This is a genomic window from Bacteriovorax stolpii (assembly GCF_002872415.1).
Taxonomy (GTDB): domain Bacteria; phylum Bdellovibrionota; class Bacteriovoracia; order Bacteriovoracales; family Bacteriovoracaceae; genus Bacteriovorax; species Bacteriovorax stolpii.
This window is the reverse complement of sequence record NZ_CP025704.1, coordinates 2,096,563-2,112,035: the sequence shown is the minus strand read 5'-3', so window position 1 is coordinate 2,112,035 and position 15,473 is coordinate 2,096,563. Positions and strand designations below refer to the sequence as shown.

Genomic DNA, 15,473 nt, shown 5'->3' with positions numbered 1-15,473 from the left:
TCTCCTCATAGCGTTTGTGGGCCTTGCCTATTCTTTGATCTCTTTAATCGTCATAGAAGGTATTATAGCAACGACTTTGATTTTTTGATCAACTTTTTGAGCTTTTTCTAACTTTGCTTTAATTTCCTTAAATTGCGGATGTTCTTTGGTTATCTTATAGATGGCCGCATGACGGTGAAATTTGACCACTAAATCATGACCTTCCTCAGAAACGGACTTAACCTGATCGGTAAAAGAGTCGGTGAGTTCAGTCTTATTCATGGTTTCCGCCGAGAGGTGAGTTGAAAAGAGCATTGAGGCAACAACGACAAGCAGTGATTTCATTTATTGTCCTTTTTCCTTGTTATCCATGTATTCAAACATATGTCCTAAGCGCGAGAAGCCTTTAATTGCGGCCTTCATGTCTTCGACTTGTTCTTCGTTATATTGATCTAAATCATCATGACGGGCATCAGGATCGTAGTTAAATCTTTTTGTGAAGTACTCACTTTGAAATGAGGATTTTGAATCTTTTAATAAAAGTGCTTTCCATTCTTCAAAAGGAACCGGGCGATCAAAAAGTCCCGGGTCAAAAACAGTCGGGACGAGTTTCCCATCTTTTTTTACCAGTACTAAACTGGCCACGTGATAAGTCCAGCCAATTTCGCCCATAGAAGTTTGGACAAAGAGTTCACCTTCGACAAAAGCTTTTCCGGAAATCACACCCATCTCATCCATCACCATGGCCATGCGGTGAGCTCTGGCATAACAGCCGTCGGCCGGGTAATTAAAAGAGTTGTCTTCATCGTTTTTTAACGTGGTAAAAATCTCGCGTGCTCTTTCTGGAGAGAGCACTGTGAGTTCGATATTTTTTCTATTGTGAGGAGAGTAAAGAGTAGAGGTTAGACTTTGATTTTCTAGTGAGCCATTGCAATTTAAATCGGCCGGAGGTGAGCCTGCATTTTTTAAAACACCCGGGAGTGACTTGATCTGACGAGCAAGAGTTGCAGCAGGGGCCGCTTGAAATGTTGTGCTTAAAATCAGGGTCAATAAGAGAAGGACCTTTATCATTCAACTATTCTAAACCAGATAGGGAATCTTTAAATATCTAAGTATTTCTTTCCGCAATTTTTTTGCTTATTCCAGAGCGTATTTGGCAGGTATTTGGGTTTACAGGCAATGGGGCTTTTGAAATAATCATTGCATGAGTTTAAAACAAGATAAAGCAGACTACATCGTCGAGAGATTAGAACAATTATACCCAGAGACCCCGATTCCTTTGGATCACAAGGACTCTTATACTCTTTTAATTGCAGTTTTACTTTCGGCCCAGTGTACGGATGAGAGGGTCAATAAAATTACCCCACTTTTGTTTAAGCGTGCCGACACTCCAGAAAAAATGGTGAAGCTTTCGGTTAAAGAGATTGAAGATATCATCAGACCTTGTGGGCTTTCTCCAAGAAAATCAAAAGCGATTCATGAGCTTTCTCAAATTCTTTTAGACAAACATAAAGGCGAAGTCCCGGCGAGCTTCGAAGACCTTGAGGCCCTGCCAGGAGTTGGTCATAAGACGGCTTCGGTGGTGATGGCCCAAAGTTTTGGTGTTCCGGCCTTCCCGGTCGACACTCATATTCACCGCCTGGCCCAGCGCTGGGGACTGACGTCGGGAAAAAATGTCGAGCAGACAGAAGCGGACTTAAAAAAAGTTTTTCCCAAAGAAAAATGGAATAAGCTTCACTTGCAGATTATTTTTTATGGAAGAGAGCATTGCACGGCCCGCGGTTGTGATGGGCTTACATGTGAGCTTTGTTCGTCACTGAATTTCCTTAAAACAAAACCGGTGAAAACAAAAAAATAATTTAGGCGTGGATTCCAGATCTCAGAGCTGAGAGAAGTCCAATAAACTGGTCGAACATCTCGCGCTTTCTGAATGAATAATCACCCATTAAAGCAGGTTTTAAATCTTCCGGTTTATCCGTTGGTTTTTTATTGTAGATTAAAATGCGAAGATTATTGTCGTCTAAAAGTAAAAACGTCATATCGAGATTAAATGTCATTAAACGCATTTCTCTTTTGCCGCTCTTTGGATTAATACCGGCAAAAAAAGTGGTCTGAAAAAGAAACTCAGGATTAGTTAAGCTCTCCATCACAGCTTTTGTCAGCACTTCAAAACTCACGCGCATCCACTCGAGAGCTTTTTCTTCGGCCTCAAGTTGCCTTGGAGAGAATTCGCTTTTATTCATATTCTCAGAAAAAAACTGAATTTCTTTTTCGATAAAAGCATCAAGCAGATTATTAAAAAGCACGCGCGTGTTTTTAATTTCATCGTCGTTTAACATTTCGCCGTTGTAAATTTTTTTACTGCCAAAAAAAACGTTGTGAATGATTCCTTTTTCCAATTCGGCCAGTTGAAGAGCGCAGTTGGGTGACTTCGGGTTTTCCTGGGATAAAACCAACTCTTTAGTCAGCATGCTTCCACCGATGGTCCTTTGGTTTACGGCCAGGGCCAGCCAGGTGTAGCTCTTTAAGTTTTCATGGGAGTTCTCTTTTAAATAGAAAGACTCAAGCGCCTTATAGGTGTTTTTCTTAAAAAGGTTCGATAGCATGTAGGGTTTTCCACTTAACAATAATAAAATCTTTGTTTAAGATAGTCCGAGTGAAGGAGATTGTGGACAAAAAAATGAATGCACCTAAGCATAAGATCGGCGTTTTTGATTCTGGTATCGGTGGATTTAGTGTCCTCAATGAACTCCTTAAAGCTTTTCCAGAAGCAGAGTATTTTTACTACAGCGATGATGCTCATGCTCCCTACGGTCCCAAAACCGACGAATACATTAATCAAAGAACTTTTGTCATTACTGACGAGTTAATTTCTCAGGGAGTGGAGATGATTGTTGTGGCGTGCAATACCGCGACAGCTGTTAGTATCGATGCCCTGCGGGCCGCTTATCCGCAGATGCCTTTTGTCGGCGTAGAGCCTTACCTGAACGCTTACTACAAAGAAACCGGCCCTTCTAAGATGGCGGTGCTGACAACCGTTTCAGCAGGAAAGTCTGAGCGTTTTAAGCGGTTAAAGGAGCGTCTTGACCCAAAAGGTTTTATTGACCATTATTCTCTACAAAACCTGGCCCGCATGGTGGAAGAGCTCTATAAACATCCCGAGTATGAGGGAGAGTTCGATAAGCTTTTAGTGAGTGAGTTAGAACCACTTCAAGGCAAGCAGTATACGCACGCTATTTTGGGGTGCACGCATTACCCGTTAGTCAGAAACAAAATTGAAGATGTATTAAAACTTAAAACACTTTCACCTTGCCCTTATGTGGCCCAAAGAGTGAGAGAGCTTTCAGTCAAGCCGGGAGAAGTGCCCGGTGATATAAGTGAGACTTTTGAATTTTATTCAAGCAGTAAACCCGAGTGGGTGAAAAAAAATCGCTCTGATTTTTATTACCCCTTCAAAAAATAAGGATTTTTTTATGTCAAAAATTAAGTCTATTAAGGCCCGCCAGATTCTGGATTCACGTGGAAACCCAACGGTAGAAGTTGATGTCGTCACTGAAGCCGGCAACCTTGCACGCGCAGCTGTTCCATCAGGAGCTTCAACTGGTTCAAAGGAAGCCCTTGAACTTCGCGATGGCGACAAGTCTTACTACATGGGAAAATCTGTTTTAAAAGCAGTAAAAAACGTCAATGAAATCATCGCACCAAAAATTGTGGGGATGGATTCAACGGAACTAAAAAAGATTGATTCAATCATGCTGGAAATGGATGGAACAGAAAACAAATCTAAGCTTGGGGCCAATGCTCTTTTAGGTGTGTCGATGGCCGTTTGCCGTGCTGGGGCCATGGATTTAAACATGAGCCTCTATAAGTACATGTTTGAAAAGTGTAAAGCGCCAAACTCGCACAAAAAATATGTTATGCCATCTCCTTTAATGAACATCATCAACGGTGGATCGCACGCTTCAAATAACCTGGACATCCAGGAGTTCATGATCGTTCCACACATGAAAAAATCTTTTGGCGACAACCTTCGCGCAGGTGTTGAAGTGTTTCACTCGCTTAAGAAAGTTCTTTCTGAAGGAAATCACTCAACTAACGTCGGTGATGAAGGTGGATTTGCTCCGGATCTTCAATCACACGAGGAAGCTATTGAACTTATTCTAAAAGCGATTACAAACGCCGGGTATAAACCAGGTGTCGATATGTCTATCTCTTTGGATGCAGCGGCAAGCGAGTTCTACAAGGATGGAAAATACCATATGCAGGGGAAAGTTTTTTCTACTTCTGACATGGTTAAATACTATTCAGATTTAGCGGCCAAGTATCCGATATATTCCATTGAGGATGGTCTCGATGAAGGGGATCACCAGGGATGGATCGAGCTGACAAAAGCTCTTGGTTCAAAAATCACTCTTGTTGGAGACGATTTATTCGTAACAAACAAAAAGATTTTTGAAGCGGGGATTAAAGCAGGTGAGGCCAATGCCATTCTGGTGAAAGTAAACCAGATCGGAACAATGAGCGAAACTTTCGAAGCAATGGAGCTTGGGTTTAATAACAACTACAAGGCCATCGTTTCACACCGCTCAGGGGAAACCGGCGACTCTTTCATTGCTGATCTTGCTGTGGCCACAGGTTGTGCGCACATTAAGACAGGCTCAGCGAGCAGATCTGACCGTATGGAAAAATACAATCAGCTTCTTCGCATTGAAGAAGAGCTTGGGGCAGACGCACTTTACATTCCGGTAAAATAGTCTTGTCACAGGGTCTTCTCAAAAAGCGTAAAGCTTAAAGAGAGGACCCTGTGTTTACTTTAAAAAAGAAATCTCCATCTACTGCTCACAACAAACCTCTTCCTCTTGAAGGAGATTTAAAAGAGCGCCTCTTTTTCCACGATGTCATCAATCACACTCACGGGCTGCTTCTTTATTTGGGACAAAAAGAAATTGATAAAGAAGACGTTCCTGCCGCTGATCTCAAGATGCTGGTAGGAGAGATTAAAACTCTTCAAAGCCTTATCCGTGATCACTATAACTTCAGACACAAGAATCTGGCCGTAACGTTAGACTGGGTGCCTTTTAGCGTGGCCAAACTCTCTTTTGCTCAGCTTTCTGCAACCTATATGGGAGACATGAACGTCAGTTCAAGTTTTAAGATGGAAGGGCCATCAGTGGAGAGCGCACAGATTTATTACCCATGCTTTTATCGTATTATGAACAACCTGGTTAAAAACATCGCTGAGGCACGTGTGGAGTCGGTGGAGTTTGAATTCTTTTTAAAAGAGACCGGGTTATTTATCAAAACTAAGAACTACATGAAAAAAACTGATGAAGGAAATTTACCGGAGTATTTATCACAGGTAATCCTGGCCGAAAACGTGACTCCTATTCAAGGCCTGGGACTAGAGTCTATTCATCATCTCGCTGAAGAAAACGGCGGAAGTTTTTCTTTTGAGATCTTCGAGAACACGTGGGTGAATCGTCTCTTTCTTCCAACGAAGGCAGTAAAATCCGAGAAAATCGCTGCTTAAGACTTGTCACCAGTCTAAATTATTCTTAATCTATTAAGTATAGAATCAATCCAAGAAGGAGTGAGCATGGAATACTTTATCGGGTTAACGTTTGATCCAGGCTCTATCCACTACAAAAAGATCGAAAGCTTCAGGAAGCGCTTTGATCCTAAATTCGAAAAAGCTGAAGTCCTTCAGCTGACGATCCTTCCGCCTTTTTCAGTCGACTTTCAAAGAAAAGAAGATGAGACAAAATTTGTTGAAGAGCTCACGGAGCTACTTGAAGGCCACCTTTATGGACTGGATGCTCTTTCACAGATGGAGTTTAACGGCATCACTTTTTCTATGGGAAAAAAAGGAGTGCTCTCTCTGACTCCGATCATCTCGCCAGACATCTTACACTGTCAGGAATCGCTCTATTTTTTTCTAAAAGAATATGGAGTAAAATTTAATAAAAGTAAAAATGCCGGCAATCCGCTTTTACCTATCGGTCGATTTGAATTCACCGACAGTATGGAAGCAACGATTGAAACGGCCAAGATCGAATTCTCTTCTCCCTTTGTGATGGTGGCCGAAAGCTTTGTGCTTTTTCTGAAAACTCCCAGAGAGTGGAAAAACAAGAATAACCTTTTTGATTTCGATAACCGGAATCATTTTTTTTTCGTGAACCAATTGTATGCGTAAATTACTTTGTCTGATCTCCCTGATGTCTCTGCCTTTTAGTGAGGCCTTTGCCCTGGCCGCTCACCGCGGGGGTGCAGAGCTTTTAAACCCAAAGGCCTACTCTATTATGACCAGCGCAATGGTCTGGCAAACCTCGGCAACCCTAGATGAAGAGGGAGTTGAAACAACTCTTGCTGACGGATCAGAGTACCGTCTGATTGATGTGGATTTTGGCGTGTCTTATGGGATTAGTAAAAATCTTGAGGCCACTCTTTTTGGACGCTTTAGAAGTGTTACGTCAACATTAAATGATGTCACTGCAAGTAATTCAGGCCCTGAATCTGTAGCGATAGAAGGAAAATACGCTTTTGATCCTATCGGCAATCTTCGCTATGCCATTGCGGCCCACTATCGCCAGACACTTTATTCAAATGCTACTTATGATGGAACGGCCCAGCTTCCGACAGAAGAAGTTATCTTAGGAGATGCCGGGAGCGAGTACGGTGTAGACCTCTTGGCCACTTATTCATCAGCTTCATGGAAGTGGGATATGAAAGTGGGTTACAATAACCCGGCCAACGACAACTCAGAAGAAGTTGTCTACAAGCTTGAAGGGATGTACCGCCTTACGAAGCTTGGTCTTCTGGCCGGTGTAGAGGGGATTTATTCACTTAAAAAAGATCAGTTCACTGAGACACCGCTTTTAAAACCAGTTCAGGCCACAGGGGCTTCAAAACTTTTCTACAGCATTAACCGCGAAAAGCTCGCTCCTTATGTCGGGGCCAACTATGCTTTTGATAAAATCCTTTTTGGGATCAAAGGGCAGACCGTGGTTTCCGGGCGCTCAACAGATAAAGGAAGCTCGCTTTTGGCAAGCCTTACCTGGAACTCTGAAGGGGTGACTCCAGAGTCGGTGAAGGTAGAGTCGTTTAAGGAGTACATTGTTGATGGCTCAGTCTTAAAGGTCTCTGCTAGAGGGAACTTCATTCGTATCGACCAGGGTCTATCGACCGATGTTGAAAAAGGGATGAAGTTTGATATCTATCAGACAGATTATTTTGGCGGTAACGTCCTGGTGGCCTCTGGCATCGCTTATGAAATCGGGGCAGATTGGTCAATTATTAAGCTCGTGAAAAAGTACAAAGAGATTGAAATTAAACCGGGCTTCGCCGCTCGCGGGTACTAGGAAAGAATTTAACTGTTTGATAATAATCAGCATGGTGATAAAATTAAACTATTATTATTAAAACTTGAGGAAACGGCATGAAAAGCTTTCGTTTAATGTTTATCGCTCTATCCCTGGCGCTTTCGACAAATGTTTTTGCTAAGACATTTTCTAGCCAGTTCTCAGAGTTCGAACTTCCTAATGGTTGGGACTGTGCTCTGGAAGGATCTGAGTGGGTTTGTCAGAGTGAAAATAAAGACCGTAAGAAAGAGGCCATCATCATTTTGGCCGCTAAATATAGAGGAGAGCAAGACTCTCTTGATGAATACCAAGCGTATTTAAAAGCGCCGAAGTCATTCACACTTCCAGGTGGAAAGACACAAATTTCGGAAGCAAAATCAGTAACTGTAAGAGAGATCAACGGACAAAAATGGGTTGACTCACTTCACTTAGCTTCTGAAGTTCCAGGTTTCTATACGAGATACCTAGCGACAGTAAAAGACTCTCTAGGGATCGCAGTAACGTTCTCAGTTGCTAAAGATCACTACGATGCTTACCAGGACATTTTTGAAAAAATTATTGCTACTCTAAAAGTATTTGACCAAAAATCAAATGCTCAAGGAGCAACGAGAGTTAAGCAACAAGAAGGTGACTTAATTGGAGAAGGAACATACATTCCAGACCAAGGGACACAAGCTGACATCTCAATGCAGAAAAAAGGAAAAGATGGCTCTGGTGGTGATGAGACGACAACAATCATCGGAATCATTGCAGTGGCCGCGATTGCATTCTTCTTAATCAAGATGAAAAAGAAAAAAGGTAAAAAGTAGAAATAAAAAAAGGGACCCGAAGGTCCCTTTTTTATTTCTAGATGATATTTAATTTTTTGAGGTTTTCTCTGGAGAGTGGAAGAGTTTTATCATGGGCCTCTTCGTAACTCTTAACTTTCTTCCAGTCGCTCTCTTCGGCCGATCCTAAAAGAACTCCTTTTTTTTGCCAGGATTGATCTTGAAGATAAGGTGAGCCAGTCGCATTGGTGATTTCGACTTCTTCTTGTGCCTTTAGTTCGTTGGCGATTTTAAGCTCGCTGGCGATTTCTTTGAGTTCGCTACTTTCACTGCCTGAGGCACGTGCCTGGGCCCGGTAGAAACCTCTTAATAAATCGAGTTTGCGAACTCCATCTGTCATACTTGAACTTATCGGTCGGAAAACGAAAAAACTTTAATCCTAAAGGGTTTTTAGTTAAGATAGCGAGAGTATGGAATATAAGTCATTTAACTGGGCACTATTAATAGAGCAATTTGAAGGAGATGAAGAGATCCTTCAGGATATGATTGTTAATTTTCAAAAGTCTTCACCTGCTCTGCTTGAGACTCTTCGTAGCGCAGTCAAAGAACAGGATGCGGCTAAACTTTCCTTAAGCGCTCACACATTTAAAGGTGTCTTTAGAAATTTTTTCTCGGAAGAAGGAAGTAATATTGCTTATGAATTAGAGATGTCTGGTAAGAAGTCCAATTTTGAAAACACGCACTCACTACTGAAAGCTTTAGAGTCTCAACTAACACTTTTATTAGAAGAAACTCTTGTTCTTAAAAAATCTCTAGATAAAGTTCCTTAAAATATTTTTGATGTCACTCAAGTGTGTCTTGTGTGGATTGTGGCCAGCGCCTTTGATTTCATACAAGTGGAGATCGGCGAGCTGGGCCTTTACTTCGTTGAAGTGAGTTTTGTATTTAGCATCCAGGCTTCCGACAATTCCCACAACTTTTAAGAGCGAGAGTTTTGCCATTACTTCCTGATAGAAATAAGGCGAGGTTCCTGGAGAGTTAAACTCCATTGAGGCCTGCCACTCTTTAGGTGCATGTGTGAGTTTTTTTTCCAAATCTATTGAATAATGAGCAGACTGATTATACCCGGTAAAGATCGGGTTTTTATACCAGCTTTCAAAAAAGATCCTCAGGTCATTGTCATCTTTGACATCTTTAAAAAGCAAGCGGTCAGATTCAAGTCTCGTCCTTTTTTCTTCGGCCGTCTTAAACCCAAAGTGTGAAGACTCCAAAATCAATTGCTCTGGCCTTAAATAATCAAGGGCCAATTCTAGAGCAATCCTTCCTCCCATTGAGTAGCCATAAAGCGTATAAGGGAGTCCCTGAGCTTTAAAGAGAATCAACTCGCTTAGGTAGTAGAAAACATCTTCGCGCTTTTTAAAGGCCCCTGCACGGCTTTTACCGTGGCCTGGGAAATCAATAAAGAGATAAGCGCATTGATGGTGAGAATCCATTAAAGGAATCATATCGCTGTGATCTTCCATAAAACCATGGAAGAACACGACAAGCCTTTTGGCATTGGGGTGGGGAATGTAGAGATGGTGTAGAAGATTTTTAAAAAACTCTTCGCGGGCAAAGTTCGCCACTTCAAAACGCTTTGGTTTCATTCCTTCTCTTACCAGGTCTTTTCCTGCCGGATAAAAATAACGAGGGATGAGATAAGGGTGAAGTTCTTTTTTTAAATGGGCCTTAATATCATCAATTGTTTTGTCGGGGTCAGTGCTCTTAAAAACCAGGGCCTGGGCCTTGGTCCATTCGTGATGGTTAATTCCCACCGACACGGCCTCGGCCATCCAGGGCAGTTCTTTAACCTTGGCCTCCACCTCAATGGGATTGATGAGTTCGCCACCGCTTTTAAAAAGAATGTCTCCACGGTGAGAAAATGAAAGAGTGCCATCGGCATTTTTAACGCCAATATCTTTAGTGTGAAAAAATCCTTCACTATCAACAGGAGCGCCAGGAGAAAGAGTCGGCCCTTTAATTAAAAAGTATCCGTTTTCATCGAGCTTAACAGTTTGCCCTTTTAAAGGAGTGCCATTGAGCATGACCAGTGAAGACGTTTCACTCATGCCATAGGTTTCAAAGACAGGAAGATTTTCTTTTTTTGCTTCTAATTTTAACTCCTCATTTAAAGGAGCACCCCCAATGAGAATTCCTCGGCATTTTTTTAGCGATGCGAGTTCAGAGGGGTCTGTGAGCGCGCGCTTAAATTGTAGCGGCACTAAAGAAATAAACTGAAAGCTATTTTCGCGCACATTGGTCAAAGACCCCATACTAAAAAATGCTCTCCATAAAATCATCATTCCACCGATGTGGTGATGAGGAAGATTCATAAAACTAGTATCGTCTTTACTCATCTTGAAAAAATCAATCACACTTGTTGCCGAAGCATAAACATTTTTTAAAGAAAGAAAGATGGCCTTAGATGGCCCGCTTGAGCCAGAGCTTAAAATACTAAAGGCCATAGACGATTCATTGATCTCGATGTCAGGAAAATGAGAATCTTTTTTCCCAGAACCAATAACTCCAGTAATGATTCGTTTAAAACCCAGGGTCCTTTGATAAGAGAAAAGAGCGCTTTCTGGTTCTTTGGAAGAAAGAACGACGACATCTTTTTTAGCAAAAATGGAGGCGAGTAAGTGGGCAAAGAAAAAATAAGGGGAGTCGATTTTTAAAGCGTAATAGCTGCCTTCATCTTTAAGAGAGTCGGCCAATGACAAAGAAAGTTCAATAAGATCGCGGTAATTTGAGGTGTAATCTTCTTCTTTAAAAAAAGGAAGGTCCCCAAGACGATTGTCTTCCAAAAATTGGGCGCAGTAGGCTCTTAAATTTAAATGTTCCATGCTTAAGCACAGAGAGGAAGCAGGCTTAATTGAATGGGATCGGCTTCTTCTCCTGTTAGAAATCTTACTCCAACACCAAGAAGACGTACAGGGCTACTTTTTTTTGCAAGGCTAACATTGAGCAAGCGGTAATAGCTTTCGATATTGGCCAGCTTGTCAAAATGATTCTCCTCAAACTCAAAAGGAATGAGTGTCTCTTCAGAAGTCGACTGTTTAAAGTCAGAATACTTCACTTTGACAAAAATCTTTTTTATTTTTTTATGGGGCTCATCTTCAAGGTGACGCTCTACACGACCTTTCATCTCTGAGAGAAGTTCTTCCAAATAAAGCTTCATTTCTTCCGGATTGGTCATGTCTTTTAAAAAAGTATTTTCCACACTAAGAGATTTTCTCTCCCAGTCTGTGCAGACTTCTCGATCGTCAATTCCTTGAGCGTAATAAAAAAGATCCAGGCTAAACTTGCCAAAACTTAAGGCCAATACTTCTGGAGGGAATCGCCTCAAGTCTTCGCAAGTTTTAATGCCTAGACTTTCTAAATGCTGGTGTCCTTTTTTACCGACACCAGGAATAAGTTTAACTGGAAGCTCTTTAATAAAGCTTTGCACTTCGTGGGGTTTGATGACGAAAAAACCATTGGGCTTTTTCCAGTCGCTGGCGATTTTTGCCAGAAACTTATTAGGTGCAATCCCCACTGAGGCCGTAAGCCCTGTTGCTTTTAAAATGTCTTCTTTAATCATTCGACCAATATCTGTCGCACTTATATGATCACTGACGTCGATATAGGCTTCATCTAAAGACACAGTTTCTACCTTGTGAGAGTACTTCAGAAAAATGTTCTGAATGATCTCTGAGGCCTTTTTATATTTTCTAAAATTTGGTGGAAGGATCACCAAATTAGGGCAAAGCCTGACGGCGTAATCCGTAGGCATTGCTGATTTCACCCCGAACTTGCGGGCAATATAGTTACTTGTGCAAAGGACGCTGCGAGTTCCTGGTGCCCCACCAATGGCCAGGGGAACATTCTTTAGTTCTGGACGATCACGCATCTCTACTTGAGCGTAAAAACAATCCATATCTACATGTATTATTTTTCGAACCATAAGACGTAACTATCCATTCACGCAAAATTGCGCGTTCAATTTATTTATTTTTCGCTAAAGATCAGTAGGAGCGAAGAAGTCCTACTAAGTTTCCTACAATTTTAAAATCGGCCACATTTTCGTCGACGACGATAGGTGAGTAGTTTCTATTTGCAGGAAGGAGTTCAATTGCTTTTTTCTGTTGGCTGAAGGTTTTTACTGTCGCTTCACCATCAATGACTGCTACGACGATCTGGCCATTGCGTGCTTCTTTGGTTGAACGGCAGACAATAACGTCTCCTTCAAGGATTCCCGCTTCAATCATTGAATCCCCTTTAACTGTCAGGGCGAAATATTTGAATCCACCTTTAATAAAGGTGCGCGGAACAGAGATCATGTTAGTGGCGTTTTCAATGGCCTCAATCGGGTTACCGGCAGCTACCATACCCAGTAGAGGGATTTGGTCTGAGTCGGATTCGGCTTCGTCATTTTTGATTTCCAGGCTTCTGCGCTGGTTCCATTCTCTTTCAATCAGTCCTTCTTTATTTAAGTACTGAAGGTACTTTTGGACTGATCCAAAAGATTTAAGCCCAAAGTGGTCTTTGATTTCTTTTTGAGTTGGGGAGTGGCCATGCTCTTTATTGTAGGCCACAATGTAATCATAGAATTCTTTTTGTTTTTTTGTAATCGCCATAAAATAAGCATAGGCGTAACTTTTGCGTAAGTCAACAGCTCGGCAAATTTTTTTCTAACTTATTATTTTTGCTCCACCCCAGAACTATCATCGCGGCTTAAAACCTCGGCCAATTGGGCCTGGGCCTGATGATACACAGACAAGAATTGTTTCTCGTCGTTGCGCACTTTGTGTTGCTCAGTGATCATTGCAAGATCGTGGGCGGCGAACTTTTTAATAAGCGCGTGCACTTTTTCTTCTGACTGACCCATCTCAATTAAGAGGTCGCTGGCGAAATTTAAACTCGAATCAAATGTCTCGCGCTTAATTCGGTGAACCCCCATATCCATCATATCGAATGAGTGACCACGGTTTCTTGAGCGGGCAAAGATTTTAACGTGTGGGTATTTTTCTCTGATCGTCTTGGCCGCTTTAATTGAATCTTCAACGTCATCGATGGCCAGAACAAAGTATTTTGCCTTGGCGATACCTGCGGCCTCGAGAATGTCGAGCCTTGAAGCATCTCCATAATAAACTTTGTGGCTAAAACGTCTCACCAGTTCAATCTGGTTCGGGTCGCGGTCAATGGCCGTGAAAGGAATTTTTTGTGTGCGCAAAACGCGAGCAAAGATTTGTCCGAAGCGACCGAAGCCTGCGATGATCACTTCAGGAGACTCATCCTGAATGGTATCGTAGTTAGGAGTATTGCTATTTTTACAAGCGATGGCCTCGTACTTGTCGTTTAGTAAAATTAACAGCGGACTCATCGCCATTGAGATGGTGATCACCACGGTTAAAAGAGAAAGAATGTCTGGATCGGCCAGGTTATATGTCAGGGCTATTCCAAAAATGACGAAAGCAAATTCCCCCCCTTGTCCGATAGCAAGTGACATGAGTTTTGAATTCATCTTGTCCATCTTAAATGAACGGGCGATGAAAAAGAGAAGTAGGTGTTTAAAAATCAGGTAGGCAACTGAGAGACCGATGACCATTAGAGGTTTTGAAATCACCAGGTCCAGGTTTACACTCATACCAACACCGATAAAGAAAAGTCCCATTAAAAGATTCTTAAACGGGCCTAGGTCGGCTTCAAGTTCGTGGCGGTATTCAGAGTCGGCCAGAAGAACGCCGGCAATAAAAGTCCCCAGAGCTGCAGAGAGACCAATTGAGAGCATTAGAGCGGCCACACCTAAAACAATGACGAGTGTAACGGCAGTAAAGAGTTCTCTGATTCTTGTGGCGCTGATTACGCGGAAAATCGGCCTGATCATAAAACGGCTGGCAAAAACTAAGAAGGTGATGATTAAAACGAACTTGAGGAAAGTCCCCATGTTAAGTGAACTCGACCCCGTGTCAGCGAGAGTTGGAATGATGGCAAGAGCTGGGATCGCCAGTAAGTCTTGCATTAGTAAAACAGCAAATGAAGACTGGCCAAACTCTGTTCCAAGCTGGCTTCTTTCACTTAATGTCTGAAGCGCAAAGGCCGTTGAAGAAAGAGAAAGGGCAAAACCAATGACTACTGTTGAGACAGTGCTAAGGCCAAGTTGCAATCCAATTCCCATGAAAACCAATGTACAGACTAAGACCTGAAGACCACCAAGGCCTACAAGTTTTGTCCGCATCTGCCAGAGTTTTTTTGGCTGGATTTCTAGGCCAATAATGAAAAGAAGAAGGATCACTCCTAGTTCTGAAAAGTGTTTAATGTTTTCTGTTTCATGGGCGTGGTCAAATCCAAAAGGACCCACGAGGATTCCGGCGATAAGATAGCCAAGAATAGACCCCAAACCCAAACGGGTGAAAATGGGGACGAGAATAACTGCTGAACCGATTAAAACGAGGGCCTGATTGATAAATGAATTCATGCCCTCTATTAAACTCTGTGCGATTTATTTTTACTAGTTTTTTATTCCTTTAAGGCGCGCTCAAAATGAGGTGAGTAGCGGGCAAGCATCTGCATATAACCCGTGACATCGCTTTTTTGTGGCGCAGGCAGTTCCTTAAAGGGAATTATGTGCTCTTCTGGTACGTATCTAAAGGTGAAGTTAATTCTTCTCGTCTCGAAGTTTTCCACATTCAGTTTGAAGACCGTCTTAAGTTTATTCTCTACGCGCTGAACGCGGTGGAAGGCCTTATCTTTATAAAGTTCCCCACCAAAGATCTGCAACGAAGAATCTTCTAACCACTGCTCATAGATCACATTGTTTTTGAGGTCTTTTTTCCCGAGAACAAATTGGAAGAAGGCCCTCTCTCCAAAAGAAATAGAGGCCACTGGCCCAAGTTCAAAGTCTTTATGATCGCCTACGCGAGCGGTGTCGATTTTTTTCCCGGTCTCATCAATAGATGTTCCATAAAAATTGATCAGGCACGTATTGAGCTTCCATCCGCGAGGGACTTCGTGCTTTTTAAAATGCATCTTAGTAATGCCTTCAATGGTCTCTAGGATCTTTTTTAAGGCCTTCGGGTAATCTTCGGCCTTAATGCATCTGTTATGGATGCCTTTTGGCGGGTGATAGTAATTAAGGCAGGCAAACTGCCAGTTTCCTAACCAGTACACCGGGCGCAGAAGCTGCCTTTGTGTATCGCCCTCGGGCGGCGGGTTGTTTTCAGAGTAGCGCATCTCCCAGATAGGGTGAAGGGTGCCCAGCCATTCCAAGATGGCCTCTCTTTCATCTTTCTTAATAAAGGTCGGATGGTAGAAAAGCCCATCCTTTCGTACGATAATTTTCTTGCTCATA

17 protein-coding genes are annotated in these 15,473 nt (G+C 42.3%); 8 read left to right on the top strand and 9 right to left on the bottom strand.

Annotated features, from left to right (window positions below; genetic code table 11):
* Window positions 1-27: 27 nt before the first annotated feature.
* Window positions 28-324, bottom strand: coding sequence for a hypothetical protein (locus tag C0V70_RS10360; RefSeq protein ID WP_102243792.1), 297 nt, complete (start codon window positions 322-324; stop codon window positions 28-30).
* Window positions 325-1,050 (bottom strand): protein-glutamine glutaminase family protein, encoded by a 726-nt coding sequence (locus C0V70_RS10355; RefSeq protein ID WP_102243791.1) that lies wholly within the window; start codon window positions 1,048-1,050, stop codon window positions 325-327. It abuts the gene before it with no gap.
* Between the two features lie 133 nt (window positions 1,051-1,183).
* Here C0V70_RS10355 and nth point away from each other — a divergent pair, with 133 nt between their 5' ends.
* The gene (gene nth / locus C0V70_RS10350; RefSeq protein WP_102243790.1) at window positions 1,184-1,837 is read left to right on the top strand and encodes an endonuclease III; all 654 of its coding nucleotides are present in this window, start codon (window positions 1,184-1,186) and stop codon (window positions 1,835-1,837) included.
* Between the two features lies 1 nt (window position 1,838).
* Here the strand turns inward: nth and C0V70_RS10345 are convergent, their stop codons facing one another.
* Window positions 1,839-2,585: a hypothetical protein gene (locus C0V70_RS10345; protein WP_102243789.1), complete on the bottom strand. Its 747-nt coding sequence runs from the start codon at window positions 2,583-2,585 to the stop codon at window positions 1,839-1,841.
* A gap of 74 nt (window positions 2,586-2,659) precedes the next feature.
* Between C0V70_RS10345 and murI the strand changes: the two genes are divergently transcribed.
* From murI to C0V70_RS10315, 6 genes are all read left to right on the top strand, one after another.
* Window positions 2,660-3,442 carry a glutamate racemase gene (gene murI, locus C0V70_RS10340; RefSeq protein ID WP_133566787.1) on the top strand — a complete coding sequence of 261 codons (783 nt, stop codon included), beginning with the start codon at window positions 2,660-2,662 and terminating at the stop codon, window positions 3,440-3,442.
* A gap of 10 nt (window positions 3,443-3,452) precedes the next feature.
* Window positions 3,453-4,733, top strand: a complete 1,281-nt coding sequence (gene eno, locus C0V70_RS10335) for a phosphopyruvate hydratase (protein WP_102243787.1) — start codon at window positions 3,453-3,455, stop codon at window positions 4,731-4,733.
* A 50-nt stretch (window positions 4,734-4,783) separates the two neighbouring features.
* Window positions 4,784-5,509, top strand: coding sequence for an ATP-binding protein (locus C0V70_RS10330; RefSeq protein WP_102243786.1), 726 nt, complete (start codon window positions 4,784-4,786; stop codon window positions 5,507-5,509).
* A 66-nt stretch (window positions 5,510-5,575) separates the two neighbouring features.
* Window positions 5,576-6,172, top strand: a complete 597-nt coding sequence (locus C0V70_RS10325; RefSeq protein ID WP_102243785.1) for a basic helix-loop-helix domain-containing protein — start codon at window positions 5,576-5,578, stop codon at window positions 6,170-6,172.
* Window positions 6,165-7,337, top strand: coding sequence for a hypothetical protein (locus C0V70_RS10320; RefSeq protein WP_102243784.1), 1,173 nt, complete (start codon window positions 6,165-6,167; stop codon window positions 7,335-7,337). The genes C0V70_RS10325 and C0V70_RS10320 overlap by 8 nt, the downstream gene beginning before the upstream one ends.
* Window positions 7,338-7,414: 77 nt before the next feature.
* Entirely contained in the window at window positions 7,415-8,146 is a 732-nt protein-coding gene (locus C0V70_RS10315) for a hypothetical protein (RefSeq protein ID WP_102243783.1), read from the top strand.
* 37 nt (window positions 8,147-8,183) lie between these two features.
* Here C0V70_RS10315 and C0V70_RS10310 read toward each other — a convergent pair whose 3' ends face one another.
* Window positions 8,184-8,504, bottom strand: a complete 321-nt coding sequence (locus C0V70_RS10310; protein WP_102243782.1) for a hypothetical protein — start codon at window positions 8,502-8,504, stop codon at window positions 8,184-8,186.
* 70 nt (window positions 8,505-8,574) lie between these two features.
* Here C0V70_RS10310 and C0V70_RS10305 point away from each other — a divergent pair, with 70 nt between their 5' ends.
* Entirely contained in the window at window positions 8,575-8,934 is a 360-nt protein-coding gene (locus C0V70_RS10305) for an Hpt domain-containing protein (RefSeq protein WP_102243781.1), read from the top strand.
* Here the strand turns inward: C0V70_RS10305 and C0V70_RS10300 are convergent.
* The 5 genes from C0V70_RS10300 to C0V70_RS10280 form a co-directional block, all read right to left on the bottom strand.
* Window positions 8,917-10,986: an alpha/beta fold hydrolase gene (locus C0V70_RS10300; RefSeq protein WP_102243780.1), complete on the bottom strand. Its 2,070-nt coding sequence runs from the start codon at window positions 10,984-10,986 to the stop codon at window positions 8,917-8,919. The two genes, C0V70_RS10305 and C0V70_RS10300, sit on opposite strands and share 18 nt — an antisense overlap.
* A 2-nt stretch (window positions 10,987-10,988) precedes the next feature.
* On the bottom strand, window positions 10,989-12,086 hold the full coding sequence (gene dinB, locus C0V70_RS10295) for a DNA polymerase IV (RefSeq protein ID WP_102243779.1): 1,098 nt from the start codon (window positions 12,084-12,086) through the stop codon (window positions 10,989-10,991).
* Between the two features lie 61 nt (window positions 12,087-12,147).
* Complete coding sequence (gene lexA, locus C0V70_RS10290; RefSeq protein WP_102243778.1) at window positions 12,148-12,759, bottom strand: transcriptional repressor LexA; 612 nt, start codon at window positions 12,757-12,759, stop codon at window positions 12,148-12,150.
* 62 nt (window positions 12,760-12,821) lie between these two features.
* A complete protein-coding gene (locus C0V70_RS10285; RefSeq protein WP_102243777.1) occupies window positions 12,822-14,600 on the bottom strand; it encodes a monovalent cation:proton antiporter-2 (CPA2) family protein in 1,779 nt (592 codons plus the stop codon).
* 41 nt (window positions 14,601-14,641) lie between these two features.
* Window positions 14,642-15,472: an alpha-ketoglutarate-dependent dioxygenase AlkB gene (locus tag C0V70_RS10280; RefSeq protein WP_102243776.1), complete on the bottom strand. Its 831-nt coding sequence runs from the start codon at window positions 15,470-15,472 to the stop codon at window positions 14,642-14,644.
* Between the last annotated feature and the right edge of the window lies 1 nt (window position 15,473).